General features: G+C 69.6%; 17 protein-coding genes, 2 rRNA genes and 1 CRISPR repeat array. Of the genes, 11 read left to right on the top strand and 8 right to left on the bottom strand.

Going from position 1 to position 26741, the window contains the following annotated elements:
• The 3 genes from G443_RS24765 to G443_RS24755 all read right to left on the bottom strand — a co-directional run.
• Window positions 1–1496: ribosomal RNA gene (locus tag G443_RS24765) — 23S ribosomal RNA — on the bottom strand; the annotation flags it as partial.
• Window positions 1497–1868: 372 nt separating this feature from the next.
• Window positions 1869–3383 (bottom strand): 16S ribosomal RNA (locus G443_RS24760).
• Window positions 3384–4683: 1300 nt separating this feature from the next.
• On the bottom strand, window positions 4684–5856 hold the full coding sequence (locus G443_RS24755) for a citrate/2-methylcitrate synthase (RefSeq protein WP_051314067.1): 1173 nt from the start codon (window positions 5854–5856) through the stop codon (window positions 4684–4686).
• A gap of 90 nt (window positions 5857–5946) precedes the next feature.
• On the opposite strand from G443_RS24755, the gene G443_RS24750 reads away from it, so the two are divergent.
• The 3 genes from G443_RS24750 to G443_RS24740 all read left to right on the top strand — a co-directional run bounded on the left by G443_RS24750 (window position 5947) and on the right by G443_RS24740 (window position 9612).
• Window positions 5947–7227, top strand: a complete 1281-nt coding sequence (locus tag G443_RS24750) for a citrate/2-methylcitrate synthase (RefSeq protein ID WP_026419203.1) — start codon at window positions 5947–5949, stop codon at window positions 7225–7227.
• Window positions 7228–7538: 311 nt separating this feature from the next.
• Entirely contained in the window at window positions 7539–7865 is a 327-nt protein-coding gene (locus G443_RS24745; protein ID WP_026419204.1) for a hypothetical protein, read from the top strand.
• A gap of 415 nt (window positions 7866–8280) precedes the next feature.
• Window positions 8281–8703: a CRISPR direct-repeat array (repeat unit 30 nt; unit sequence GTCCTCATCGCTCCTACGAGGAGTTCCAAC).
• 276 nt (window positions 8704–8979) lie between these two features.
• Window positions 8980–9612: a winged helix-turn-helix domain-containing protein gene (locus G443_RS24740; RefSeq protein WP_081715504.1), complete on the top strand. Its 633-nt coding sequence runs from the start codon at window positions 8980–8982 to the stop codon at window positions 9610–9612.
• Between the two features lie 91 nt (window positions 9613–9703).
• Here G443_RS24740 and G443_RS24735 read toward each other — a convergent pair whose 3' ends face one another.
• Complete coding sequence (locus G443_RS24735; RefSeq protein ID WP_155886167.1) at window positions 9704–9898, bottom strand: hypothetical protein; 195 nt, start codon at window positions 9896–9898, stop codon at window positions 9704–9706.
• A gap of 1318 nt (window positions 9899–11216) precedes the next feature.
• Here G443_RS24735 and G443_RS24730 point away from each other — a divergent pair.
• From G443_RS24730 to G443_RS24705, 5 genes are all read left to right on the top strand, one after another.
• Complete coding sequence (locus tag G443_RS24730) at window positions 11217–12227, top strand: LacI family DNA-binding transcriptional regulator (RefSeq protein ID WP_026419206.1); 1011 nt, start codon at window positions 11217–11219, stop codon at window positions 12225–12227.
• Between the two features lie 135 nt (window positions 12228–12362).
• Window positions 12363–13751: a GH1 family beta-glucosidase gene (locus G443_RS24725; protein WP_026419207.1), complete on the top strand. Its 1389-nt coding sequence runs from the start codon at window positions 12363–12365 to the stop codon at window positions 13749–13751.
• Window positions 13752–13844: 93 nt separating this feature from the next.
• Entirely contained in the window at window positions 13845–16169 is a 2325-nt protein-coding gene (gene yicI, locus G443_RS24720; RefSeq protein ID WP_026419208.1) for an alpha-xylosidase, read from the top strand.
• A gap of 401 nt (window positions 16170–16570) precedes the next feature.
• Complete coding sequence (locus G443_RS24715) at window positions 16571–17674, top strand: serine hydrolase domain-containing protein (protein ID WP_253860283.1); 1104 nt, start codon at window positions 16571–16573, stop codon at window positions 17672–17674.
• A 782-nt stretch (window positions 17675–18456) separates the two neighbouring features.
• Window positions 18457–20706 carry a rhamnogalacturonan lyase family protein gene (locus G443_RS24705; protein ID WP_162147314.1) on the top strand — a complete coding sequence of 750 codons (2250 nt, stop codon included), beginning with the start codon at window positions 18457–18459 and terminating at the stop codon, window positions 20704–20706.
• Between the two features lie 191 nt (window positions 20707–20897).
• Here G443_RS24705 and G443_RS24700 read toward each other — a convergent pair whose 3' ends face one another.
• Both G443_RS24700 and G443_RS24695 read right to left on the bottom strand, forming a co-directional pair.
• Window positions 20898–21422, bottom strand: coding sequence for a hypothetical protein (locus G443_RS24700; RefSeq protein WP_155886169.1), 525 nt, complete (start codon window positions 21420–21422; stop codon window positions 20898–20900).
• The gene (locus tag G443_RS24695) at window positions 21419–21787 is read right to left on the bottom strand and encodes a hypothetical protein (protein WP_026419210.1); all 369 of its coding nucleotides are present in this window, start codon (window positions 21785–21787) and stop codon (window positions 21419–21421) included. The genes G443_RS24700 and G443_RS24695 overlap by 4 nt, the downstream gene beginning before the upstream one ends.
• Before the next feature lie 3 nt (window positions 21788–21790).
• Between G443_RS24695 and G443_RS24690 the strand changes: the two genes are divergently transcribed.
• The 3 genes from G443_RS24690 to G443_RS24680 all read left to right on the top strand — a co-directional run bounded on the left by G443_RS24690 (window position 21791) and on the right by G443_RS24680 (window position 24494).
• Entirely contained in the window at window positions 21791–21967 is a 177-nt protein-coding gene (locus G443_RS24690; RefSeq protein WP_155886170.1) for a hypothetical protein, read from the top strand.
• 566 nt (window positions 21968–22533) lie between these two features.
• On the top strand, window positions 22534–23733 hold the full coding sequence (locus G443_RS24685) for a helix-turn-helix domain-containing protein (RefSeq protein WP_026419212.1): 1200 nt from the start codon (window positions 22534–22536) through the stop codon (window positions 23731–23733).
• Window positions 23734–23864: 131 nt separating this feature from the next.
• Window positions 23865–24494, top strand: a complete 630-nt coding sequence (locus G443_RS24680) for an NUDIX hydrolase (RefSeq protein WP_372493024.1) — start codon at window positions 23865–23867, stop codon at window positions 24492–24494.
• Window positions 24495–24726: 232 nt separating this feature from the next.
• On the opposite strand, the gene G443_RS24670 is transcribed toward G443_RS24680, so the two are convergent.
• The gene (locus G443_RS24670) at window positions 24727–26040 is read right to left on the bottom strand and encodes an FAD-dependent oxidoreductase (RefSeq protein WP_051314069.1); all 1314 of its coding nucleotides are present in this window, start codon (window positions 26038–26040) and stop codon (window positions 24727–24729) included.
• The gene (locus G443_RS24665) at window positions 26037–26603 is read right to left on the bottom strand and encodes a TetR/AcrR family transcriptional regulator (RefSeq protein ID WP_162147315.1); all 567 of its coding nucleotides are present in this window, start codon (window positions 26601–26603) and stop codon (window positions 26037–26039) included. Before G443_RS24665 ends, G443_RS24670 begins: the two co-directional genes overlap by 4 nt.
• Window positions 26604–26741: the final 138 nt, after the last annotated feature.

Genomic DNA, 26741 nt, shown 5'->3' with positions numbered 1-26741 from the left:
TACGCCTGTCGGCCTCGCCTTAGGTCCCGACTTACCCTGGGCGGGAATAACCTGGCCCAGGAACCCTTGGTCATCCGGCGGCAGAGTTTCTCACTCTGCTTTCGCTACTCATGCCTGCATTCTCACTCCCACACCGTCCACACCCGCTCACGCGACTGCTTCACCCAGTGCAGGACGCTCCCCTACCCATCCACACACCTACACCCACCCCCCAAAAGGGACAGATGGAGCTCTACATGTGAATGACACGGCTTCGGCGGTGCGCTTAAGCCCCGCTACATTATCGGCGCAGGACCACTTGACCAGTGAGCTATTACGCACTCTTTCAAGGATGGCTGCTTCTAAGCCAACCTCCTGGTTGTCTGGGCGACCCCACATCCTTTTCCACTTAGCGCACACTTAGGGGCCTTAGCCGGCGTTCTGGGCTGTTTCCCTCTCGACTACGAAGCTTATCCCCCGCAGTCTCACTGCCGCGCTCTCACACACCCGCATTCGGAGTTTGGCTGACGTCAGTAACCTTGTCGGGCCCATCGGCCATCCAGTGCTCTACCTCGGATGAGAAACACACGACGCTGCACCTAAATGCATTTCGGGGAGAACCAGCTATCACGGAGTTTGATTGGCCTTTCACCCCTACCCACAGCTCATCCCCCAGGTTTTCAACCCTGGTGGGTTCGGGCCTCCACGCGGTCTTACCCGCGCTTCACCCTGGCCATGGGTAGATCACTCCGCTTCGGGTCTAGGACACGCGACTCTGACGCCCTGTTCAGACTCGCTTTCGCTACGGCTACCCCACCCGGGTTAACCTCGCCACGTATCACTAACTCGCAGGCTCATTCTTCAAAAGGCACGCCATCACCCCACAACGGAGGCTCTGACGGATTGTAGGCACATGGTTTCAGGTACTATTTCACTCCCCTCCCGGGGTACTTTTCACCTTTCCCTCACGGTACTAGTCCGCTATCGGTCATCAGGGAGTATTTAGGCTTAGCGGGTGGTCCCGCCAGATTCACAGCAAATTCCACGAGCTCGCTGCTACTTGGGATCCCCTCCAGGAGACACAGTGCTTTCACGTACGGGAGTATCACCCTCTACGCTGACGCTTTCCAGACGTCTTCCGCTAACACCATGTTTTCTGACTCCTCGCCGAGATGGCAGCCTCGACCGGTGGGTCCCACAACCCCGCATACGCAACCCCTGCCAGGTATCACACGTACACGGTTTAGCCTCATCCGCTTTCGCTCGCCACTACTCACGGAATCACGGTTGTTTTCTCTTCCTACGGGTACTGAGATGTTTCACTTCCCCGCGTTCCCTCCACACACCCTATATATTCAGGTGCGGGTGACCAGACATGACTCTGGCCGGGTTTCCCCATTCGGAAATCCTCGGATCACAGCTTGGTTGACAGCTCCCCGAGGCCTATCGCGGCCTCCCACGTCCTTCATCGGCTCCTGATGCCCAGGCATCCACCATGTGCCCTTACTTACTTGACCACAAAGATGCTCGCATCCACTGTGTAATTCTCAAAGAACAACCGGCCACCACCCCCACACCAGCACCACCAACCCCGCACACCCACCAGGGGCACGCCAGACGGTATGGCACTCGGGGACAGCACCACCAGAAGACCCACGCACCACGCGTGTTCCCTCAGGACCCAACAGTGCACCGACCACACCACCACCCCACCACACAGCAGCTTTCCCCACCCCCACCCGAAAGCAGGAGCCGTACTCACCACCACACAGCAGAACAGCCATGCGGGTAACCAGCAGTCCACAATTCCACTGAGCAGTCACCCCCAGAACACACGCCTGAGACAGTGACCACCCCACCACCGAAGCAGTGGGATACATGCTCCTTAGAAAGGAGGTGATCCAGCCGCACCTTCCGGTACGGCTACCTTGTTACGACTTCGTCCCAATCGCCAGTCCCACCTTCGACCGCTCCCCCCACAAGGGTTGGGCCACGGGCTTCGGGTGTTACCGACTTTCATGACGTGACGGGCGGTGTGTACAAGGCCCGGGAACGTATTCACCGCAGCGTTGCTGATCTGCGATTACTAGCGACTCCGACTTCACGGGGTCGAGTTGCAGACCCCGATCCGAACTGAGACCGGCTTTAAGAGATTCGCTCCACCTTGCGATTTCGCAGCCCTCTGTACCGGCCATTGTAGCATGTGTGAAGCCCTGGACATAAGGGGCATGATGACTTGACCTCATCCCCACCTTCCTCCGAGTTGACCCCGGCAGTCTCCCATGAGTCCCCACCATTACGTGCTGGCAACATGGAACAAGGGTTGCGCTCGTTGCGGGACTTAACCCAACATCTCACGACACGAGCTGACGACAGCCATGCACCACCTGCACACTGACCTTACGGAAACCCCATCTCTGAGGCGATCCAGTGCATGTCAAACCCAGGTAAGGTTCTTCGCGTTGCATCGAATTAATCCACATGCTCCGCCGCTTGTGCGGGCCCCCGTCAATTCCTTTGAGTTTTAGCCTTGCGGCCGTACTCCCCAGGCGGGGCGCTTAATGCGTTAGCTACGGCACGGAGGACGTGGAAATCCCCCACACCTAGCGCCCACCGTTTACGGCGTGGACTACCAGGGTATCTAATCCTGTTCGCTCCCCACGCTTTCGCTCCTCAGCGTCAGTATCGGCCCAGAGACCCGCCTTCGCCACCGGTGTTCCTCCTGATATCTGCGCATTCCACCGCTACACCAGGAATTCCAGTCTCCCCTACCGAACTCAAGTCTGCCCGTATCGACTGCACGCCCACAGTTAAGCTGTAGGTTTTCACAGTCGACGCGACAAACCGCCTACGAGCTCTTTACGCCCAATAATTCCGGACAACGCTCGCACCCTACGTATTACCGCGGCTGCTGGCACGTAGTTAGCCGGTGCTTCTTCTGCGCCTACCGTCACTTTCGCTTCTTCGGCGCTGAAAGAGGTTTACAACCCGAAGGCCGTCATCCCTCACGCGGCGTCGCTGCGTCAGGCTTTCGCCCATTGCGCAATATTCCCCACTGCTGCCTCCCGTAGGAGTCTGGGCCGTATCTCAGTCCCAGTGTGGCCGGTCGCCCTCTCAGGCCGGCTACCCGTCGTCGCCTTGGTAGGCCATTACCCCACCAACAAGCTGATAGGCCGCGGGCCCATCCTGCACCGCCGGAACTTTCCACCCACCCCCATGCGGGGGAAGGTCGTATCCGGTATTAGCCCCGGTTTCCCGAGGTTATCCCAGAGTGCAGGGCAGGTTGCCCACGTGTTACTCACCCGTTCGCCGCTCGTGTACCCCGAAGGGCCTTACCGCTCGACTTGCATGTGTTAAGCACGCCGCCAGCGTTCGTCCTGAGCCAGGATCAAACTCTCCATAAAGGTTTGATTCTGTTACATTCGACGCATGACACTCACACCCACCCCGGAGGGCAGGGAATGCCACCGTCACTCAAAGGAACTCCTCTAACGAGGGTTCATATTTAGCTCTACTGGCTATTATATCGGTACACTGTTGAGTTCTCAAAGAACACACGCCACACCAGAACCCCACACCCACATCGTGGGCCCGTCGTCCTGGGACGCACTCTTCTCGTATCTGAAGCTTGTGTCCGGTAACCCCCACCACCACGTTCCCGTGATGTCCCATCCGGTGTTTCAGGGAGTTCCCGTTTTTCGCTGGAACCAGCTTAGCATTTCCGTTTCCACCGGGTCAAATCCGGGGTTTCCGTGGAAACCGCCGTTTTCTCAGCGGAACCGGAATCACCGTTGACCACCCTTCCGGGAAGGCCGTCGCTGTTTCCGTCGTGTTGTGTTGTCAACGCTACCAGACCGTGTTTCCGGTGTTTCCCGGGGGGTGTCGGTGTCACCGTGGTGAACCGTGCACCGTTTCCGGTGGACCGGTGTTTCTTTCCGGTCTGGCCGTTCCACCGTATCGGTCGGTGTTTCCTGGTGTCAAATCCGGTGTTCACCGGGTTTGGCCTGGTCACGACCGTTTCCGAATATCGTGGAACTGTGTTGTCAAAGTGTGGTTCCGGGCAGCACCGTGTGTGCGGTGTTTTCCGGTTCCGGGTCAACGTAACCGATCTTCGTTCGTTCCGTCAACTCGGCGCTTTCGACCGGTTGGCGGTGAACTCCTGGCTTTGTTGTTGTCAATGTGGAGCGTAGTGGAGCGTACTGGGCTGCTTTTCCCTGTCGCGTTCGGGGGCCGCGTCTTGGCCTCGCCAGATCCGTGTCAGGTCCGAGCTGCTCAGTGGTGTTGCTGTTTTCAACGCCCGGGAACGCTACCAGGCGGAGATCCTCACCCCTGTCGGGGGTCCGACTCTCCGACCGACCTCGTCCCACGGCCCGCGCGCCGTGACGCACCGACCGTTCTTCAGGTGTCAACCCCACCCCGGGCGCACGTCGAACCCGCCACGAAGGGACTGGTTCGCCAACACGCACAAGCGAGATCCCGGCTTTCGCCGCTGATCTTCACTGGGAGGGAGCAACGACTCTAGCCGGTCCGGATTCGCGGTGTCAAGTCCTGACGTCCGCTCGTCCCGTCTCGCCGTTCCGGGGATGAACTCTAGCACCCACATCCGTCCCGCTGATCACCCCCCTCCCCTCGGCGCGCCGCGTGGGTCGCCGGCGGCGGCCTGGTGGGTGCCCGAGGCGCCGGACACCCACCGGCCCCCACCCGTCAGGCCGGCACCGGCACGGGCGCGGGCGGACCGACGTACCTCGCGGCCGGCCGGATGATGCTGGACTCCCCGGCCTGCTCCAACAGGTTCGCGCACCAGCCGATGACCCGGCTCGTCGCGAACGTCGGGGTGAACATCGCCCGGGGCAGGCCGCACAGCTCCATGACAACGCCCGCGTAGAACTCGACGTTCGCGTGGAGCCGGCGCTCCGGCTTCAGCTCCGCGAGGAGCTCCACGACCCGGGCCTCCACCCGCACCGCGAAGTCCGCGAGGTCACCGCCCAGTTCCAGCGCGGTCCGCCGCAGCATCACCGCCCGGGGATCGGCCGTCCGGTAGACGGGGTGCCCGAAGCCCATGATCCGGTCGCCGGCCTGGACACGGCCCCGAACCCAGCCGTCGATCCGGTCCGGTGAGCCGATCTCGTCGAGGGCGTCCAGGGCGCGGTCCGGCGCGCCACCGTGCAACGGGCCGGAGAAGGCCCCGACGGCCGCGACCACGGCCGCCACCAGATCGGCGCCCGTGGAGGCCACCACCCTGCCGGTGAAGGTCGACGCGTTGAAACCGTGGTCGACCGTGGACACCAGGTAGCGGTTGATCGCCGCGACCTCGTGCTCCGCCGGCTCCTCCCCTGTCACCTGGTACAGCCAGTTCGCCGCGGCGGAGAGGCCCTGGCGCGGCTCCAGCGGTTCGAGCCCCACCCCGAGGCGGTACAGCGCGGCCAGGATGGTCGGCGTCACGGCAGCCACCCAGAGCGCGTCAGCCCGCCGCTGCTCCCCGCTGGAATCCCACAGCGGCCGCACCCCCCGGACCGCTCCCGCGAGGGACAGGGCGGCCCGCAGCCCGGCGAGCAGATCACCCCGGCTGGACCCGGCGATCGCGGGCAGCACGGCGAGCAGTTCCGCCGGGAGACGCCGTAGCGGCGCCACCTCCTCGACGAACGCCGCTCGCTCCTCGGCGTCGGGCAACCTCCCCTCCACGAACAGGAACCACACGTCCTCCAGGCTCCTGGTCTCGGCCAGGTCGACGGCCGAGTACTCGCGGTAGTGGTAGAAGCCCTCCTCTCCTCGGACGTCCCCGAGCGTGGTCGACGTGACGACGACCCCGCGCAGGCCGGGCGGCACCTCGCTGGCCCTGATGGTGTCCCGCGGCGAGTTGGTCGTTGTTCCGGACATCGCGCACCTCCTTGTGTGCCCGCCACTGTCAGCAGACGTCGCGATACCGTCAACGTTGATCCAGTCAATGTTGACGACAGGAGCTCCCGGATGACCGGACGGACCGGGCACGACGCGAACGAAGCAGGTCAGGAGGGTGTGCGACATCACCTGACCACCGCGCAGGTGGCGGACCGGCTCGGCGTCCGGCAGGAGACCGTGTACGCCTACGTGAGCCGGGGGCTGCTCACGAGCCACCGGGAGCCGGGACGCCGGGGCAGCAGGTTCAGCGTCGCCGAGGTGGAGGCCCTCGCCAGCGCGGGCCGCGAACGGCGCACGTCCACCGGCGTCCTGGAACGCATCCGCACCGAGATCACCCTGCTCGCCGACGACCGGCTGCGCTACCGAGGCAGGGACGCCGTCGACCTCGCGTCCTCGTGTTCGGCCGAACAGGCCGCCAGGCTGTTGTGGACGGGGAACCTGACCGACCACCGCCCCTTCGCCGCCCCCGACGAGCTGGTGCGCGCCGCCAGACGGGCCGACCGCGCGCTCCCGCCCGCCGCGCGGCTGACGGACCGGATCCGGGTGCTGTTGACGACCGTCGCCATCTCCGACCCCCTCCGCTTCGACCTCGACGAGGGCTCGGTGACCAACCGGACCGAGACCCTGGTCGGCGTGCTGGTGCGTGCCCTGCCCCTGGTGCCCGGGGCGAGCGGGCCCAGCTCGGCCGCGCTGGCCGACCAGCTCTGGCCTCGGCTCACGGCCGAGGAACCCACCGAGGAGGCGGTCGACCACCTGCGCGCCGCGCTCGTCCTGCTGGCGGACCACGACCTCGCCGCGTCGACGCTCGCCGCCCGCCTGGCCGCCAGCACCCGGGGCCCCCTGTACTCGGTCGTCTCCGCCGGGCTGGGTGCCGTCGAGGGAACCGCGCACGGCGCGGCCAGCGGGATCGCGTACCGGTTCCTCCGGGAGGCCCTCGACGACACCCTCGGCGCGCTCGCCGACCGGCTGCGGGTGGAGTCGGCCCTGCCCGGGTTCGGGCACCGCGTCTACACCGCGCGGGATCCCCGCGCGGAGGCCCTGCTGGGTCGGCTCCGGCAGTCGGCGGAGGGCTCGCCCCGCCTCGCGCAGGCCGTGGACGTGGTGGACACCATCGCCGACCGGCTGCGGGACCGGCCCGGCGGGTTCCCCAACATCGACCTGGCATTGGCGGCGATGCAGCACGGGTACCGGATGCGGGCCGACGCGGGCGAGGCGGTGTTCGCGGTCGCGCGGATCGCGGGGTGGGTCGCGCACGCGTTGGAGGAGTACCGGGAACCCGGGGTCCGGTTCCGGCCCGCCGGCGTGTACGTCGGTCCGCCGCCCACGTCGGACGCCGACGACGACCGGTAGGCACGCGGGCCGAGGAGTCCCCGGTCCGGGGGCGTCCTCGGCGGCTACCCCGTCGTGCCTGCTCGCGCCCTTGTCGTTCCCGTAGAGCGCCGCCGCTCGGGTGCCGCCGCCACCCCATCCCGTCCGGCGTTCACGATGCGGGCTCCTACCTGGAAAAAGACCCGCGACGGGGAACCGCTGCTCCGTTCCGGCGATGTCCGAGCAGGCGCCGGACCCGGGCGTGCTGGTGCCGTTCCACTGTCCCTGTCCGACGTGCGTCGGACCGCTCCCGGTACCGGGAGCCGCGTTCGTCAGGTCAGGAGGAGGAACAGATGCGTACTCGTGTCACGCTGGCGGCCGCCGTGGTGGCCGCACTGCTCGGCGGTACGACGGTGGCGGCCGCCGCCAGTCCCGCCGAGAACACGGCCACCGCCGTCGCCCCGACCCAGATGCGGTGTGGCGACAACTTCACGGACACCCGGCTGGGGACCACCGTGATGCGCGACCTCACCTACTACAACTGCGGCACCACGACGGTGTGGCGCAAGGCGACCGGCTACCCGCCGGCGAGCTGCCGGCAGATCGGCCCGGGTGAGCGGAGGTCACTCGCCTACGTGAACACCTTCTACTACTGGCTCGGCCCGTCCGTCGCCTGCTGAGTCCGGAGCGGTGCGCGTCGCCGGTGCGGCAGGACGGGCCTCGAGTCGCCACAGGGAGGGGTCGGGCTGCCCGGAGGGCGCGTCCGTGTCGGCCAGGACGAGAACCCGTTGCGGCGCGGTACGAGGGCCGTGGGCGGCGTCACCGGTGAGCCACGATGAGCGGAGGGGAGGGCGGCGGCGCTGGTCGTCCTCCCCCCACCCGGTCGTCGTGCGGTCCCGCGACGGAGCGCACCGGCGGCGTGCGGTATACCGGAACGACGCCCCCGGGAACGACGGAAGTGGGAGACAGGAGCCACCACGGGTGCGGCCGGATTTCAGCGAACCCCCCGGGTCTGACGCCAAACCTCGGGTTCGCTGCGGAACGGACGCGAGCGACGCCCTTCAGATGTATCCTGACCTGCGACTTTACTCTCGGGTCCTCATCGCTCCTACGAGGAGTTCCAACGAGTCGCTCGCCGCGCGCCGCCGCCAGGAGGTCGTCGTCCTCATCGCTCCTACGAGGAGTTCCAACATGTCCCGGGGGGACCGGGACGTCATGGCCGATCCGGTCCTCATCGCTCCTACGAGGAGTTCCAACCCTGCGCCAACTCCAGGAGCTCTTCGCCTCCTTCGCCGGTCCTCATCGCTCCTACGAGGAGTTCCAACTCTGGATGTCCGAGTGGACGGACGCGGTGACGTCCCGTCCTCATCGCTCCTACGAGGAGTTCCAACGCGAACCCGCTGATCCTCTCCACCGCGCCGGGGGTCCTCATCGCTCCTACGAGGAATTCCAACCGGCGGTAGGTACATCCCCTCCGCTGGGCGCGGCGTCCTCATCGCTCCTAGGAGGAGTTCCTGCGCCACCCTGTCCGCCTGCTCCGGGGTGTGGTCCGTGGTTCTCTGAGTTCCGGTGCGGGCCTCGCGAACCGGCGCCAAGTCGTCCAGGACATGGGAAGCGTTGACACCGTGTGACCGCCCTGCTGCAATTCACCCGTGGTTCCCACGGTGCTGACTCGACGGCGGCACATCGACTTCGCCCGCGTCAACACCCAGGCGTGTCGTAGCTCCCTGTTCCTCGAGCTCTGACCGCCCATCCCGGGTCGCTCCGGCCCGCTTCCCGTGAGGAACCACCACCATGTCGTCGCGTTGGCAGTCCACGTCCGATTCCCCCAGCCCCGAGTTGCGGGCGGTGCCCTGTCAGGTCTCCTCGGCGCCGGTCCACCAGGGCCAGCCGAGTGCTCACGCCGAGATGACGGTGACCATCACCGTCCGCACGGACGTGGAGGAGGCGGCGTCGGTCACGGGCCGCCTGGTGCGGGCGGTACGCCGGGCCGTCGACCTCTCGGCGGCCTCGCTCACGGTCGACGGGGTGACCGTCTCCCGCCGGTGCCCGGCGTCGCGCGAGGACGCGGGGCGGGGTGACGTCGGGCCTCGGACGTCCGGTCCGCTGCACATCGTCCTACCGGCGCGCCGGGTGACCCGCGCTGGCGTGGACGTGCCGTTGACGCGAATGGAGTTCGACCTGCTGGTGTTCCTGTGCGAGAACCCCGGGGTGGTACACCAGCGCTCCGACCTGGTGACGCGGGTGTGGGGGGCGCCGGGTCGGAGTTCGGAACGGACCATCGACGTCTACGTGCGGCGGATCCGGAGCAAGCTGGGCGTGGACTGCCCGTTGATCACCACGGTGCGGGGTGTGGGGTACCGGGTCGACGATCCCACGCTGGTGGTCCTCCACCACGCCGTCGCCTCGGGGTCCGCCCGGTCCTGACGGTGGTGCCGGGTGCCCCGGGCCGGGGCTCCCGACCCGCTCGGGTCGGTCGAGTCCGCCGGGGCGTCGTTCTCACCGCCGCGCGGCGGGTTCAGTCCCAGACGTAGCCGCGTGGGTTCCGCTCGCAGTCCTCACCGAGGCTGGGGAGGACGGTGCCGTCGAGCCCGGGGCAGCGGGGGTTCGCCCCGATGGGCGCGTCGTCCGCCTCGGCCGCCGGGGTGCTCGGCTCGTCGCCCGCGCCCGGCCGGGGGACGTCGTCGCTCGCCTTCCTGCGCGGGATGTCCATGTCGGTGACCTCCGGCTGGTCCGCTCGCGGGGGTGGGGTGGTGGTGCGGCCGGGCGGGGCGACGCGGAGGTGCCCCACCGGGGCGGGGGACGCGTGTCCTGGGGCCGAGGGGCGGCCGTGGGCGTTGGAGGCGGCACGGCGTCGGGTTCCCCGCCCGGGGGCGACGCGGTGCCCCGGTGGTGGACCGTGCCGGCGCCCGACGGGGTTCCGGCGCCCGGCCGGGAGGCGGCGGGGCGCGGAGGCTCGGTCGTCGGGGGCATCGGTCCTCCCCTGGCCTGCGAGGGGGTGGCGCCGCCGCCGGCGCTCGTCGGCGGGTGGGCGTCCGCGTCAACGGTAGGCAGCGGGCGGTGGGGAGGGCAACGGGGTGGGGTACCCGCCTCCTCACGATGTGGGATCGGGGCCGGAGGTGTGGATCTTGGGACTCCCGTTCACCCGTTCCCGGGATGGCGGTGCGGTGGGCCGGCGGCGGACCGGCGCCACCTCGGGGGGGCGGGTGCCGGTGCTCGGGCCCGCCGCGCCGGCCGCCGGCTGACGTGCCAGGGGACACGGAGATACCGGCGGCCGGGCCGTCCCGGGAGGACGGCGTCAGCGGGGCGACCTCACTGGCACGCCTCGCACTCGCCCGGCTCGGTGGAGCAGGCGACGGCGCCGGCGAGGAAGTCGTCCTCGTCCTCGGCCGCCAGGTCGCGGATCTCGGTAGCCGCCTCGGTCACGTTCGGGTCCTCTCTCTCGTTCGTCGGCACGACGTGTCACCGCGCCGCACTACCGCTGCCCAACCCGTGCGGCCCCGGGCGCATTCCCGCTCCGGGTGTGACGAGGTGGGGCGGCGGAGGAGATTACCGGCGACCGGTGGTCGGGTGTTCCCAGGTGCCGCACGGAGTCGGGGCCCCGGGGCGGCGGACGCCGTACCGACGTGCTCACCGAGGCCGCGAGCGCCCTCGGAGCCCGGGCGGTGGTCTTCGACGCCACTGGTCGGGGAGGCGGGGCGGCACGCGGTTCCGGTGGTGGTGTCGCGGTGGGTTCAGCGTCCGGAGTGGGCGCCACCGTGTTCAGTTTCGGGGCGGAGGGGGCGGGACCCGGCGCCCGGGGTTCCGGGAGACGCGGAAGGCGGTCCGGACGTCCCGGTGATCCGTTCCCCGAGCGGCGAAGTCCGGCCCCGCCCGCGTGGGCGCCGGCCCTCCCCCGGTGGCCCGTTCCTGGTGGGGCTGCCCGTTCGGAGCATTGACACCGGTTGGTCGAAGCTTCTACTTTCCGATCAACGACACCAGGTGAATCGTTTCGACCCCAGTCGCCTCAAACCGGACCGCAAAGGAGCGGAATGGTCACGATCAAGGACGTCGCCGAGAGGGCCGGAGTGTCCACGAGCACCGTGTCCTACGTGCTCAGCGGTGCCCGCAAGATCTCCGCCGGCACTCGGGAGGTCGTGCGCCAGGCGATCGACGAACTCGGGTACCACCCCCATGCCAGTGCCAGGGCGCTCCGCGCGGCGCGGACCAGGGTCCTGGCCCTGGCCCTCCCCCAGACCACCCGGTCCTACCGGGCCGTCGACGGGCGCTTCATCCACGACCTGAGCGTCGCCGCCGTCCGCCAGGGCCACGACCTGCTGCTCATGACCGCGCAGGAGGGTGTTCCCGGGCTGCGGCGGATCGCCAGGGGGCGGTTGGCGGACGCCGGGATCCTGATGGCGGTCGACCTCGACGACCCCCGGATCGAGGCGATGCGGGAGGCGAACTTCCCGATCGCGGTGGTGGGGCGGCCCACCACCACTCTCGGCACCCCGTGGACCGACCTGGACTTCGAGCAGGCCGCCGTCCTCGCCCTGGGGGACCTCGCCTCGGCCGGACACCACCGGCTCGCCTACCTCGCCGTCACCGAACAGGAGATCCAGGCCAGGCGCAGCTACGCCGCGCACGGGCTCGCCGGGGCGCGCCGCGCGGCCGGGCAGCTCGCGGGGAGCGTGGAGATCCTGCACTCGACCTCGGACCGGCTGGAGCTGCGGCGGCGGTTGGCGGCGCTGTTCGCGATGCCCGACGCGCCGACGGCGTTGGCCGTGCAGGACGCGGCGGCGGCGCGGGTGGTGGTCGACGCGTTGGCGGAACAGGGGATGCGCGTTCCCTCGGACGTGTCCGTGGTGTTGATCGGCACGTTGCCCGACGACCCGGAGCACGTCGCGTTCCGCCGCGTCGAGCTGCCCGTCGAACGGATGGCCGAGCACGCCACAGCCCTGGCGATCGCCGCCGTCGATGACCCGACGAGCGGGACGCGGGTCCTCATCCCGCCGGACCTGCTGCCAGGCCCGAGTGTCGCCCCGCCCCGCGAGGCGGGGTGAGGGCAGCCGCGCGGCCGCCGGGTGTCCCGTCGACGGGCTCCCCGGCACGGCGCGCGCGGCGGACCTCGTCGGCCGCGCCGTCCCCACGGGCGGCTGGCGAGGCACCGTTCACATCCACGAGAAGAGGAGCGACCCTTGTCCGACCTGCCCGTCCTGCCGCCGGATTTCGTCTTCGGTGTGGCCACCGCGAGCTACCAGATCGAGGGGGCGGTGCGGGAGGGAGGTCGCGGACCCTCCATCTGGGACACCTTCTCCCACACCCCGGGTCGGGTGGCCCGGGGTGAGACCGGGGACGTGGCCTGCGACCACTACCACCGCTACCGGGAGGACGTGGCCCTGCTGCGGGACCTCGGGGTGGACTCCTACCGGTTCTCCACGGCGTGGCCCCGCGTGCAGCCGGAGGGCCGGGGGCCGGCGAACGCGGCCGGCCTCGACTTCTACGACCGCCTGGTGGACGAGCTGCTCGCGGCCGGGGTGGCGCCGGCGCTCACCCTGTACCACTGGGACCTGCCCCAGGCGTTGGAGGACGCCGGGGGGTGGCGTGCGCGGGACACGGCGCACCGCTTCGCTGACTACGCGTCCCTGGTGGTGGGCCGGCTCGGTGACCGGGTGGCCCGCTGGATCACCCTGAACGAGCCGTTCTGCTCCGCCTTCATCGGGCACGCCGAGGGCCGGCACGCGCCCGGTGCGCGGGAGGGCACGCCGGCGCTGGCCGCCGCCCACCACCTGTTGTTGGCCCACGGGCTGGCCGTGTCGTGCCTGCGGGACGCCGGCGCCGGGGAGGTCGGCATCACGCTGAACCCCGAGCGGATCACCGCCGTCGGTGACGGCGAGGAGGAGATCGCCGCGGCTCGGCGCGCGGAGACGCTGCGGAACCTCGCGTTCACCGATCCGATCCTCGGTGCCCGGTACCCGGAGTGGGAGCGGGAGACCTGGGGGCCGCTGGCGGACGGGTCCTACCGGCGGGACGGGGACCTCGCCGTGATCGCCGCGCCGCTGGACTTCCTCGGCGTCAACTACTACGCCCCCAGCCGGGTGGCGCCCGCGCCTCGGGTCGAGGCCGATCCGGCCCGGCGGACGGCGTGGGACGTGGGGGCGGTCGCGGCCGGGTGGCCGGGTGCGCGGACCACCGAGATGGGGTGGCCGGTGGTGCCCTCCACCCTCACCGACCTGCTCACCGGGCTGGTGGAGCGCTATCCGGGGCTGCCGCCGCTGTACATCACCGAGAACGGGAGCGCCGAGGCCGACCAGGTCGGTCCCGACGGGGTGGTGCACGACGAGGGCCGGGTGGACTACCTGCGGGAACACCTGGGGGCGGTGGCGCGGGCGGTGGACCTCGGGGTCGACGTCCGGGGCTACTACGCGTGGTCCCTGCTGGACAACTTCGAGTGGGCCTACGGCTACGACCGCCGGTTCGGCCTGGTCCACGTCGACTACGACACCCAGACCCGCACGCCCAAGGACAGCTACCACTGGTACCGGCGTGCCATCGCCGGTCACCGGGAGCGGTCCGCCCGGGGCTGACCAGCATCACCGATCCGCCCGTTCCAGCGCGTTCGTCGACGTCAGAACGCTCGGCTTCCCGGCCGGGCACCTTCCAGTGGGAAGAGGAAGCGGATGAAGTTCACCAACGGTGTCTGGCTGATGCGCGACGGTGTGCGCGCGTCCTACGCCACCGAGGCACGGGACGTGGTCACCACCGGGGAGACGGTGACCGTGCACGCCGCCACCCGGGCGGTGAGACATCGGGGGGACACGTTGTACGGCCCGGTGTTGACCACGCACTGGTGGACGCCGGCGCCGGACGTGATCGCGGTCCGCACCACCCATTTCGCCGGTGGGCGGCCGCGGTCCCCGGAGTTCTCCCTGGCGGTGGAGCCGGACACCACCGCGAAGGTGGAGCGGGTCGGGCCGGTGGTCGAGCTGACCAGTGGGCGGCTGTCGCTGCGGTTGGACACCTCGGCCGAGTGGAGTCTGGACTTCCTCGCCGAGGGCCGGGTGCTGACGCGGACGGGCCGGAAGGGCACGGGGATCGCGGTCACCGAGGAGGACCGGCACTACTCGGTGGCCCAGCTCTCGCTCGGGGTCGGCGAGCTCGTCTACGGCCTCGGGGAACGTTTCACGCCGCTGGTGCGCAACGGCCAGGTCGTGGACATCTGGCAGGCCGACGCCGGGACCGGCAGCGAGCAGTCCTACAAGAACGTGCCCTTCTACCTCACCAACCGGGGCTACGGCGTCTTCGTCAACGAACCGGGGCAGACCTCGTTCGAGGTGGCCTCCGAGCACACGGGCCGCGTCCAGTTCAGCACTGAGGGCCAGACCCTGGAGTACCTGGTCATCTACGGGCCGACGCCGAAGGAGATCCTGTCCCGGTACACGGCGTTGTTGGGGCGGCCGGCGCTGCCGCCGGCGTGGTCGTTCGGGCTCTGGTTGTCCACCTCGTTCACCACCTCCTACGACGAGGAGACGGTGACCGGGTTCATCGAGGGGATGCGCGACCGGTCGATTCCCCTGAGCGTGTTCCACTTCGACTGCTTCTGGATGCGGGAGTACCAGTGGTGTGACTTCGAGTGGGACCCGGCGGTCTTCCCCGACCCGCCGGGGATGCTGCGGCGGCTGCACGACCGGGGCCTGCGGGTCAGCGTCTGGATCAACCCCTACATCGGGCAGAAGTCCCCGCTGTTCGAGGAGGGGCTGCGGGAGGGGTACCTGCTGCGGCGGCCGAACGGCGACGTGTGGCAGTGGGACCTGTGGCAGCCCGGGCTGGCGATCGTGGACTTCACCAACCCCGCCGCCCGGGCCTGGTACTCGGACAAGCTGCGTGGCCTGCTCGCGATGGGCGTGGACTGCTTCAAGACCGACTTCGGGGAACGCATCCCGACCGACGTCGTGTTCCACGACGGTTCGGACCCGGTGCGGATGCACAACTACTACACCCACCTGTTCAACCAGACGGTGTTCGAGGTGTTGCGCGAGCAGCGGGGCGACGGGGAGGCGGTGGTGTTCGGCCGGTCGGCGACGGCGGGCGGGCAACGGTTTCCCGTGCACTGGGGCGGGGACTCGGAGTCGACGTTCGAGTCGATGGCGGAGAGCCTGCGGGGCGGGTTGTCGTTGGGCCTGTCGGGTTTCGGGTTCTGGAGCCACGACATCGGCGGGTTCGAGGGCACCCCCGACCCGGGGGTGTTCAAACGGTGGTTGGCCTTCGGGTTGTTGTCCTCCCACAGCCGGCTCCACGGCAGCAGGTCCTACCGGGTGCCGTGGGAGTTCGACGAGGAGTCCGTCGAGGTCGCGAGGTTCTTCACGGAGCTGAAGTGCCGGCTGATGCCCTACCTCTACGGTGCGGCGGGGCAGGCCGCCGACCACGGGTGGCCGGTGATGCGGTCGATGGGGTTCGGTTTCCCCGACGACCCCGCCTGCGACTACCTCGACAGGCAGTACCTGTTGGGTGATGACCTGCTGGTCGCGCCCGTGCTCAGCGCGGACGGCGAGGTGGAGTACTACGTGCCCTCGGGCCGGTGGACCCACCTGGTCACCGGGGAGCCGATGGAGGGCCCCGGTTGGCGCCGGGAGCGGCACGGTTTCCTGGGGCTGCCGGTCCTGGTCCGCCCGGGTGCCGTGGTCCCGCTCGGTGGGCGGTCGGACCGCCCCGACTACGACTACACGCGGGGGTTGACGCTGCGGGTGGGCTGGTCACCGGAACTGACCAGGACGAGGACTGCCGTTCCGACGCTGGCCGGGGAGACCGGGGTCGAGTTCGAGACCACCCGCACGGGGGCGACGCTCACCGTTCGCGTGGTGGCCGGGGCCGCGGCGGGCTGGCGGGTGCTGGTGGTGGGTGTCGCGGCGGTGACGGCGGTGCGCGGAGGCACCTGGGAGCCGCACGAGCAGGGCGTCCTGCTGTCGGCGACCGGGGCGGAGCTGTCGGTGGTCGTGGCGGACTGAACCGGTTCGGGCGCCGCCGGCCCGTGCGGGTCGGACCTCGCGGTGGGAGCCGCCGAGGGGTCCGACCGGGTCGGCGGTGTGCCGGGGCGCCCAGGGGCTGGGCGGCCGGAAGGAGGATCCGGGCAGGGCCGCGCTTCCAACCTTCGGGTGATCGTCTCCGCCCGGTCGACCGATGCCGGGGTCCTGGTCGCGCACCTAGCGTGCTTCCCGCCGAGGTTAGGCACGGCCGAACCCGAGTCCAGGGAGGACCACATCCTGATGAAGCACCAGAGAACACCGCGAGCGCTGGTGTGCGGCGCGCTGGCAGCGCTGCTCGCGTTGGGGCGCCCCCGGCGCTCGCCGACCCCGGCGCCGGCTCCGCCGCGCCGCCGGACACGAACGGGGACTCCGACCGGAGCGCGATGCTCGACGCGCTCCGCTTACCCGTGGAGGCAGCCGGGTACCCGGGCATCCAGCTCCGCGTCCGGGACGGCGCGGACGAGGAGGTCCTGACCACAGGGGTGGCCGACCTCGGCACCGGGGTCCCGACACCGCCGGACGGGGTGTTCCGGGCGGCGAGCGTGACGAAGAGCCTGGTGGCGACGCTGGTCCTCCAGCTCGTCGAGGAGGACCGGCTCGCCCTGGCCGACCCCCTCGCCGAGCACCTGCCGGGTTCCGTGCCGACCGCCGACCGGGTCACCGTCGAGCAGTTGTTGAACCACACCAGCGGGCTCACCGACTACCTGGAGGACGCCGAGTTCGACGACGTCGCCGAGTACTCGCGGCGCACCTACACGCCGTGGGACCTCGTCCGGTTCTCCGGCGCCCAGGACCCGGTCGGGGAACCGGGAGGGGAGTTCTCCTACGCCAACATCAACTACGTGCTGCTCGGCCTCGTCGTGGAGTCGGTGACCGGGGAGCCGCTGGAGGTCCTGCTGCGGGAGCGGGTGTTCGAACCGGCGGGGATGGCCAACAGCTCCTTCCCGCTCACCGAGCGGGAACTCCCCGGCCCCCACTCCCTCGGGTACTACCGGCTGGCCGGGGACCCGGCTGGTGAGTGGCGGGAGCTCACCGAGCTGAACCCGTCCTTCGCCTGGGCCGCCTACGCCCTGGTGTCGGACACGGCCGACGTCAACCGCTTCTACCGGGCGCTGTTCGGCGGGGAGCTGGTGTCGCCGGAGTCGCTGGCGCTGATGACGGACGGCGTCCCCACCACCGATCCGACGCTGTTCCCCCAGTACGGGCTCGGGCTCCAGACGTTGAACACGGTGTGCGGGGTCCCGCTCGTCGGGCACACCGGCGGCATCCCCGGTTTCCTGACCTACTCGTTCGGGACGCTGGACGGCGAGCGGCACGTCACCGTCTCCGGTAACGCCTGGGCCGGGGACGAGAGCGTCGCGCTGTTCCACCTCGGGGTGGTCAACGCGATCAACCTCGAGTTCTGCGGCGAGGAGTGGGCTCCGGTGGGGAACGTCCCGACCGTCCTGACCGAGCAGCCGCCGCTGGGCGCCGCCCTGAACGGCTGACGCGACCCCGGCCCCGCCGCCCGGCGCGGCGGGGCCGGGTACCCGTTCGGGAGTGGAGCGGACCTCGCGGGGCGCGGGGGAACGCTCCGCCGCGCCGAGGACCGACGGGAAGCTCAGCAAGGCTTCCCCCCGTCGGGGTGGGTGGCTGGTCGTCGACGGTGGCCGCATCGGGCCAGCCCCACCGACCGGTTCCGGGCCGCCGCCGGCGACAATTCCCGAGAACTCGGGCGAAAGCCGACCGATAGTCACGAGAAACCACCGCCGCCCCACCGCCGGATCCCGATTTCGACGATCGCCGGTACTCCGTCCGGAGCATTCGGGGCGAATTCCTCGACGAGGAGGCACCGCCCGGGGCCACTTCGCCCCCGCTCTCCTCGACGAACACCGTTGTTCCGGCTTTCTTGGCTCCCCGATGAAGTCTGGGTAACATTCCCGCCCAGCCAGCCGGCACCGGTGGCCACCGTGAGGCCACCGCTCGACGACAAGCGTCCTGACCAGCCATCCCGCGCCGACACGAGAGACGGCGGGCGCCACCCCGCCTGGTATTCCGCGGAATTTCCGCCGTGGCGACACGCTCACCGCCCGGGCTGCCGTGACATCGCCGGCCCCGAACGGACGAGTGGCCTTCTCCTTCTTCCTCCCGGCGGGACACCAGGCACGTCGACGTGCGACCGGGCCGTGGTCAGGCCCTGAAGGGAATGACGATGTCGAACAGCGGAAGAATATCGGGAGCGCGCCCAACGCGAAGATGGAGAACGGCGGTCACCGCGGTCATCGCCACCGTGTTCGCCACTCTCGGGGTTCCGGCGGCCGCCAACGCCGCGACCGTCGACCCCAACGCCTACTACCAGCTGGTGAACCGGCACAGCGGGAAGGCACTGGACATCGAGGCACGGGGCACCGGGGACGGCGTGAACGCCGTGCAGTGGACCCGGAACTCGGGAACGAACCAGCAGTTCCGGTTCCTGCCCTCGGGTGACGGGTGGTACCGGATCCAGGCCCGGCACAGCGGCAAGGTCCTCGACCTCTACGAGTTCGACGTCGCCGATGGAGCCCGCGTCGTGCAGTGGGCCGACCTCAACGGGCACAACCAGCAGTTCCGCGCCGCCGACTCGGCCGGTGGCCACGTGCGGTTGATCAACCGGCTCAGCGGCAAGGCGCTCGAGGTGTGGGAGTGGTCCACCGAGGACGGGGCCAGGGTCTCCCAGTACTCCGACCACGACGGCCACAACCAGCAGTGGCAGCTGGTCCCGGTCGACGGGGGTGGCACGCAGCCACCCGGGCAGGCCAGGCAGGTGGAGGACCTGAACCGGGGTCTGATCAGCGCCAGGTCGGGGAACGGCAACCTGGTGAGCTGGCGGCTGCTGGGGACCGACCCGGCGGGAGTGGCGTTCAACCTGTACCGGGGTTCGACCCGGGTGAACTCGTCGCCGATCACGGACTCGACGAACTACTTCGACGGCGGGGCCTCGGCCACGGCGAGCTACACCGTCCGGGCCGTGGTGAACGGCACCGAGCAGGGCGCGTCGGAACCGTCGCTGCGGTTCGGCGGCGGCAACTACCTCGACGTCCCGCTCCAGGTGCCCTCGGGTGGTCGGACTCCGGACGGCGTGGACTACACGTACTCGGCCAACGACGCCAGCGTCGGTGACCTCGACGGCGACGGCCAGTACGAGTTCGTCGTCAAGTGGGATCCGTCGAACTCCAAGGACAACGCGCACTCGGGGCACACCGGGAACGTGTTCGTCGACGCCTACCGGCTGGACGGCACCCGGCTGTGGCGGATCGACCTGGGCCGCAACATCCGGGCGGGGGCGCACTACACCCAGTTCCAGGTGTACGACTTCGACGGCGACGGCCGGGCGGAGGTCGCGATGAAGACGGCGGACGGCACCGTGGACGGTGCTGGACGCGTCATCGGCAACGCCAACGCCGACCACCGCAACTCCAGCGGCTACGTCCTCGCCGGGCCGGAGTTCCTGACCGTCTTCGACGGTCGGACCGGAGCCGCGCTGTCCACGGTGGACTACCTGCCGGCGCGGGGCAACGTCAGCGACTGGGGCGACAACTACGGCAACCGGGTGGACCGCTTCCTGGCGGGCACCGCCTACCTGGACGGCCAGCGGCCGAGCCTCATCATGTCCCGTGGCTACTACACGCGCACGGTCATCGTGGCCTGGGACTTCCGCGACGGCAGCCTGACCAGGCGCTGGACCTTCGACAGCAACTCGGCCGGCAGCCAGTACCGGGGGCAGGGTTTCCACAGCCTGTCGATCGCCGACGTGGACGGTGACGGTCGTGACGAGATCGTCTTCGGCGCGATGGTCATCGACGACGACGGCACCCCGTTGTGGAACACCGGCTACGGGCACGGCGACGCGCTGCACGTCGGCGACTTCGTGCCCAGCCGCCCGGGGCTGGAGGTCTTCGGCGTCGCCGAGAACAGCAACCAGCCCAGTTCGTGGCTGGTGGACGCCCGCACCGGGCAGCCGATCTACACCACGCCGGCCAACGGCGACAACGGGCGCGGGGTGGCCGGTGACATCTGGGCGGGCAGCCCCGGAGCCGAGATGTGGTCGTCGCGGGTGGACGGCATGCGCGACACCCAGGGCCGGAACGTGGGGCGCAAGCCGTCGTCGACGAACTTCCTGATCTGGTGGGACGGCGACCCGGTGCGGGAACTGCTCGACCAGACCAGGATCGACAAGTACGGGCCGAACGGGGACACCCGGCTGCTGACGGCGAACGGTGTGGCCTCGAACAACGGCACGAAGGCCACTCCCGCGCTCTCGGGCGACCTGTTCGGGGACTGGCGGGAGGAGGTGGTGTGGCGGACGTCGGACAGCCGCGCGCTGCGGATCTACACGACGACCGACCTCACCGACCTGCGGATTCCGACGCTGATGCACGACACCCAGTACCGGGTGGCGATCGCGTGGCAGAACACCGCCTACAACCAGCCGCCGCACCCCAGCTTCTTCATCGGGGACGGCATGGCCCCTGTCCCGCAGCCCAACGTCTACTACCCGTGACCCGTCGAGCCGCTGAGCCGTGATCGCGCGTCGGGGAGCCCGGGTGGACTCCCCGACGTGTTCCCGGGAACGCGTCGGGGTGACGCGGGTCCGCAGGCGGCCCGGGAGGAATCGGAGAACGGCGCACCGGACGAGCTCCCTCCCCAGGGGGCGCGGACGGGGCGGCACGGACGTGGTGGTCCCGCCACCGCTCAGCCCGGGTAGCGTCCGACGGCGGCGTGCCGGGCCGCGGTGCGCAGCCGCCGCCACTCGCCGGCCGCCGTGCAGTCCCAGCACCACTCCTGCCCGTCGGGCCACCAGCCGCCGTTCCGGCAGGTCCGGCACCGCCGGAACTCCAACCGCACCCGCCGGGGCGCGGCCGGCGTGGGCGAGGACCGCCGCCAGGCGCGGGACCACCAGGCTGCTAACCGGCCGGCCGTCCCGGTCTGCCCCTCAACCCGGGGGGCGGGGACCTCGGCTGCCACCGGGGGATACTGGCCCGCCAACCTGCGCAGCATGTCGAGGCTGTCCCGCGCTGAGCGCGCCAGCAGCGCCGCCGTGCGTTGGATCTCGTCGAGGGTGTCCGCGACCTCGTCGAAGCACTCCGCCCACCGCTCCCGGTAGGCCAGCTGCTCCTCGGCAGGCGCGTCCTTGGGTGGCAGGTGCTCCACGAAGGTGAGGAACAGGGCGCGCAGTTCCCGTTCCCACGCGGGCACCTCCGGCTGGTCCTCGCTCACCGGTGGCACTCCCCCTCGTCGGTGGGCTCAGGTGCCCGCCAGTGGTGCGCCCCACCTGGGGGGTCCTCGGGTGGGGTGGCGGGCAGGTAGCCGGCCAGCGCGGTCCGGGCGGAGTCCACGTCGAGCAGACCGTGGGTGTGCCGAGGCTGGGAACGCAGCCAGGCCAGCGCCCGAGCCGCTTCCCCGGAGAGTTCGGACAGGAACCGGTCGAGGTGTTCCCGGTCCTGGCCGTCCTGGTGGAACCGGACCTGGACGCACAGGCTTCCCAGGTCCACCATCAGCATCGGCCCGGTGCCGGGCATCTCCACCGTGAACAACGCCCCCGCTCCCTGCGCTGGGGCCGCCACCACCTGGGGGACCATCATGGTGTGTCCCTCTCTCCGGTCGGCCACGCTCGACACCGCTGCCCTCGTCCCGCCGCCGGCGGGCCGCACTGCCCGCTGTCGTTCCGGGGAGCCGCGGTCAGCCCCTCGAAGACCACTGGTCGCAGGTTGGTGCCGGGCAGCGCCTCCGCCGCCTGGTCGATCACCGTCACCAACCACTGACAGTGTCCGGTGCCGGGGTCCAACTCGGGGACCCGAGCCGCACCCCGCGCCCGCTCCTCACGGCTCCGGGGCTCCATCACCCGCCCCACCCGCATCACCAGCGCACCGTGTGGGAACACCTCGTCATGCCCGGCCCGAAGTCGGGCTCCACCACCGCTCGCCATGCGAACACCTTTCACTTCTGCACGGCAAATGCTCATTGCGTCAAAGTCCTCAGTTCCCGGGGAGGATCAGATTTGTGACCTCGAAGTTGCCGTCCAACTCGTCACGCCGAGCGGCGGACTGATCCGCGCCGCGTGCTTCGCGTTTCCTGCCGCCACACCCCATCGCGATATGAGCGCGAGTCGTGAACAGCCGCCATACCAGCTATCCGGGTGGCGTCTACCGAACGTGCACCAGGACTCATAACCTCATCAGCTTCGTCCATCCGGTCGTGGTTGCGCTGTGCCCTCTGCCCGCACCTGTCATCCATTCCAAGAGCTAGAATCGGCCTCAGCAGCACCACAGTCGACCGAATGCGTACCCGGCGCATGCGATGCGCATAGCCAGGTACGGGAGGTGCCAGCATGGAACGGTTCGCAGGAGAACTCGCGCGGCTTCGGCGGCGTGCTGGTCTCAGCCAGGGAGAGCTCGCGAAAGCCGCGCACTGGAGCCAAAGCCAGGTCAGCCGTTGCGAGAACTCCAAAAGTCTTCCCGACGAAGGCATGATCGATCGCCTGGACACGATCCTGGGCGCCGACGGCTCCCTGGCCGCCGCTGCCCGCGCGACGGGCCGTGCGGTCCTTCCTCCCACGGCTCCGTCGGCTCCGGGCCGCCCCTGGGGACTGAGCGACGTCGTGCGACGCCTTCACAACACCGATGTCGGTAGCAAGACGCTGGAGCAGATGCAACTCGTCACCGAGCAGCTCTGTTGCGAGTACGCCTGGCGGGGCGCCCGTGAACTGCACCGTGAGACCATGCAGTGGTTGGAGTACAGCGCCCAACTGCTCGAACGCCCCACGACGCTCAGGGAACATCGGGACATCCTGGTCAACGCTGGGTGGCTCACCCTGCTCCTTGGTTGCCTGGAATACGATCTCGGCAACATCAGACAAGCCGAACTCAGCCGCCTTGCCGCCCTACAGATAGGCAAGGAATCCGGACACGCCGAGATCGTGGGATGGACCTTCGAGTTGAGCGCATGGTTCGCGCTCACGCAGGGACGCCTACGCTCCGTCGCCCAGTACGCGGAGGCCGGCACCGCAGCAGCTCCCCATTCTTCGGTCGTCGTGCAGCTTGCCGCGCAATCGGCGAAGGCCCATGCCCGGATGGGGCAGCGGGATCGCGTACATCGAACCCTGGACGGGGGGTACCGCCTTCTCACCCGGCACGATCACCCAAGCCGACCCGAGAACCATTTCGTCATCGACCCGACCAAGTGGGACTTCTACGCGATGGACTGCTACCGCCTGGTGGGCGATGATCGAAGGGCGACGGAGCACGCGCACGAAGTCATTCACCTGTCCCGAGCATCTGACGGAACCGAGAAAAGCCCCATGCGCGCGACCGAAGCCAGATTCACCCTCGGCATCTCCGCACTGCGAACCGGGGATATCGAATCAGCACTACCGTGGATCGAGGAAGCGAAGCAGGAAACTCGTCGATCTCAACTGCCGTTCGCCATGCTCGCCCAGGAGGCCATGCGGCAGGCACGTGAACTCTACCCCGGAGACCCAGCCGCACAACCCATATTCGAGGCACTTCAGCTGTCGGCCCCAACTGAGTGATCGATCTCGAACCGCCATCCCCCACTCGACCGCACGGCCGCTTCGGTCGAGGCGCCTGCCCGGCGCGGCACTGCCTGCCCAGGTTGCCCGCCGTTAACCCGGATTCGGAGACGACGTTCGCGCCCGAGATCATGGTCGGCGCAGCCCACGAGAAACGAGCACGGACGAAGGGAACGCAAGGGGCCGGACGGGACTACTACTACGACGAATCCGGCCCCGGGGCGAACAGCATCGCACCCGCCGTGACGGCAGTAGTTCGCAACTGGTCAGGGCACTTTTTGATTATTCGTCGGACCGACAACGACCTGTACGCCATCCCCGGCGAAACACAGGGTATCGGTGAAACCATCTCCCAGACCGTCGTCAGGGAAGTCGAGGAGGAAACCGGAATCACCGTAGTCCCCAGGGCGGTTACCGGAATCTGTACGGACCCCAACCACGTAGTCTCCTACAGCAGCGACGGCAGGTTCGTCAGGAATTCTCCATCCGCTTCCTTGCCGACCCGGTGTCTGGGAGCTTGCGGACCAGCAGTGAGAGCAAGGAGGTACTCTGGGCTTCCCGAGGAACTCATGACCCTCAACATCCACCCGGCGATCCGACTGCGCATCGACCATGCACTCGGACCCCACGCTCGATCTTGCTCAACCAGTCCTCGGATCGGCCCATCATGCCCGCCGGGGCCACCTGGGCGAGGCCCCGCCGGCGCCGGTAGAAGGCCACTCGTTCCCCGATGCTCAGTGGGTCGCCAGCACCGCGCATGACCACGAGACTAGCGTCCTCAGCGGACGGGGTGCCCGCCACGAGCGTTCGACGACGCACTCCCATCCAGGTACGCCAACCATCGGCCACCTTCCACAGGGAATCCCGAGGCGGGTGCGTACACACCCGGGTCGGGGCAGCGGGCGGACCAGCGGTCCGGTCAGTGGCGGGTCCCGCGGTGGATCACCGCCACCGACCGTGGACGGCCCTCCTCCGACTGCCTCCTCGTCGGGTTCACGCCGGCGAGGCGAGTTCCCAGGGCCGGGGGTGGCTGACGTCGGCATCGGAGGACCCGAAGGAGTGCCGCCGCAGCGGGGTGACGTACCGGCAGAGCCGCATCCAGGTGCGGCTGACGATGGTGTCCAGGGTTCCGCCCGCGACCATCTGGTCCCGCACCGCGAGCGCGTCCCGCACGGCCGCGTAGCCGTGTTCGCGGAGGTCCCGTTCGTAGGTGCGGACGGAGTCGAGGATCCCGTCGCCGCTCGTCGTGGCCAGCAGCTGGGTCAGGCGGCGGGCGTCCCGCAGCGCGGCGTTGCCGCCGAGGCCGCCGGTGGCGGGGACGGCGTGGATGGCGTCGCCGAGCAGGGTCACCCGGCTGGATGGCCAGGGCGGTAGCTGCGGCGCCACCCGGAAGACGCTGACGCCCCGGCTGTCGTCCTCGGACTCGTCGATCATGCGGCGGACCACCGGGTGCCAGTCGGCGACGAGTCCGGCCGCGACCTCGCGCAGGCGGTCCGGCCCGAAGTCCCCGATGTCGGGGGGCAGGTGGTCGGGGGCGGACACCAACGCGGTCAGCAGGTAGGGCTGGTCGATCGGTGGCGGCGTCCGCCCGGTGACCTCGGCGAGGACCCGCTCCGCGCCGGGGGGCGGCTGGTAGGCGGCGGTGAACAGCGAGTAGGGGCCGTCCCCGGTCACCAGGTTCATCCCCTGCCGGAACCGGCCGGGCACCCACCCCCGGCCGTCGGTGAGCACCAGCTTGTTGGCGAGCCCGACGACTCCGGCGGCCACCGGTTCCCCGTGCGGCAGGTACTGCCGACGCACCCGGGAGCCGGTGCCGTCCGCGCCCACGAGGAGGTCTCCGGTGGCCGAAGAGCCGTCGGCGAAGTGGGCGACGACGCGGCCGTCGTCGGTGACCTCGTACCGCTCGAACTCGGCGCCGAAGTGGACGACGTCCTCGATGCCGGCGAGCAGGAGTCGCCGCAGCGCGCGGCGGTCGACGGCGTAGTGCCCTTCGGCCGGGTCGTCGGCCCGGGGGTGGGAGATCTCCTCCTCGACGACGAGGAGTTCGGTGAGCCGCTCGGTGAGGAAACCGAAGTCCCCGCCCGGTGCGGCCAGGTCGAGGAAGGCCCGCCACAGCCTGTCCGGGAGGCAGGCGCGGAGTGATCTCGCTCCCGCCGGGTCGATGTGGATGCGGTACCCCTCCCACCGGCCGGCCGGGTGGGTGTCGCGTTCGTGGACGGTGACCGGGACGCCGGCCGCGCGGAGCCCCTGCGCCAGGCAGAGGCCACCGATGCCACCGCCGATGACCAGGACGTGGGGTGCGTTCATGACCTGTTCCCTCCTTCGGGAGCGGGTGGCGCGGTGAGCAGCGTGGCCAGGGGGTCGAGGACGGCGGGGGCGAGTTCGGGGGTGAGCCGAACGCCCTTGACCGCGGCGATCACCAGTTCGACGGCCTCCGCCACGGGAAGACCGGCGCGGGGCAGGTCGGTGAGGAGGGCGGACAGGGCCTGCCGCCACCCGGCCTCGTGCCGTTCCACCTCGCGCCGCACCTCGGGGTCGCGGCGGCCTCGCAGGTCGAGTTCGGCGCTGACCGTGAGCAGTTCCGGTTCCGTGCGCATCATCGCCAGCAGGGCGTCGAGGTGTGCGATGAGCGCGGCGGGCGGTTCGAGGTCCCACGGCGGCGCGGTGGTGGCCAGCCGGCTGGTCGTGTACTCGGCGACGGCTCCGATGAGCGCGTCCTTGGTCGCGAAGTAGTGGTGCAGGGTCGACTGGTCGAGGCCGACGTCGGCGGCGACGCGGCGCAGCCGGAGTCCCTCGAAGCCGACGTCGGCGACCACGCGGAACGCGGCCCGGACGACCTCACCCGCCCGCCCACTGTTTCCATCAATCACTTGATGGACTGTAGTGCACTCGTCCGGCGTCCTTGATCGGGTGGGCTGAGGCCGGCCTGGTCGTCCGTCAACGGTCAGGCTCGGACCCGCGCGGCGAACCGCCGAGGGGCGACGAGCCGGCGGTTCCGGTGCGGGGAC

Source organism: Actinoalloteichus caeruleus DSM 43889, assembly GCF_000429185.2.
GTDB classification, from domain to species: domain Bacteria; phylum Actinomycetota; class Actinomycetes; order Mycobacteriales; family Pseudonocardiaceae; genus Actinoalloteichus_B; species Actinoalloteichus_B caeruleus.
This window is presented reverse-complemented; position numbering and strand designations above follow the sequence as displayed.

Bases quoted from the DNA above. Each gene is read 5' to 3' on its own strand.
- G443_RS24755 (WP_051314067.1), bottom strand. From the start codon at position 5,856: ATGTCCGGAACAACGACCAACTCGCCGCGGGACACCATCAGGGCCAGC.
- G443_RS24750 (WP_026419203.1), top strand. From the start codon at position 5,947: ATGACCGGACGGACCGGGCACGACGCGAACGAAGCAGGTCAGGAGGGT.
- G443_RS24745 (WP_026419204.1), top strand. From the start codon at position 7,539: ATGCGTACTCGTGTCACGCTGGCGGCCGCCGTGGTGGCCGCACTGCTC.
- G443_RS24740 (WP_081715504.1), top strand. From the start codon at position 8,980: ATGTCGTCGCGTTGGCAGTCCACGTCCGATTCCCCCAGCCCCGAGTTG.
- G443_RS24735 (WP_155886167.1), bottom strand. From the start codon at position 9,898: ATGGACATCCCGCGCAGGAAGGCGAGCGACGACGTCCCCCGGCCGGGC.
- G443_RS24730 (WP_026419206.1), top strand. From the start codon at position 11,217: ATGGTCACGATCAAGGACGTCGCCGAGAGGGCCGGAGTGTCCACGAGC.
- yicI (WP_026419208.1), top strand. From the start codon at position 13,845: ATGAAGTTCACCAACGGTGTCTGGCTGATGCGCGACGGTGTGCGCGCG.
- G443_RS24715 (WP_253860283.1), top strand. From the start codon at position 16,571: ATGCTCGACGCGCTCCGCTTACCCGTGGAGGCAGCCGGGTACCCGGGC.
- G443_RS24695 (WP_026419210.1), bottom strand. From the start codon at position 21,787: ATGATGGTCCCCCAGGTGGTGGCGGCCCCAGCGCAGGGAGCGGGGGCG.
- G443_RS24685 (WP_026419212.1), top strand. From the start codon at position 22,534: ATGGAACGGTTCGCAGGAGAACTCGCGCGGCTTCGGCGGCGTGCTGGT.
- G443_RS24680 (WP_372493024.1), top strand. From the start codon at position 23,865: ATGGTCGGCGCAGCCCACGAGAAACGAGCACGGACGAAGGGAACGCAA.
- G443_RS24670 (WP_051314069.1), bottom strand. From the start codon at position 26,040: ATGAACGCACCCCACGTCCTGGTCATCGGCGGTGGCATCGGTGGCCTC.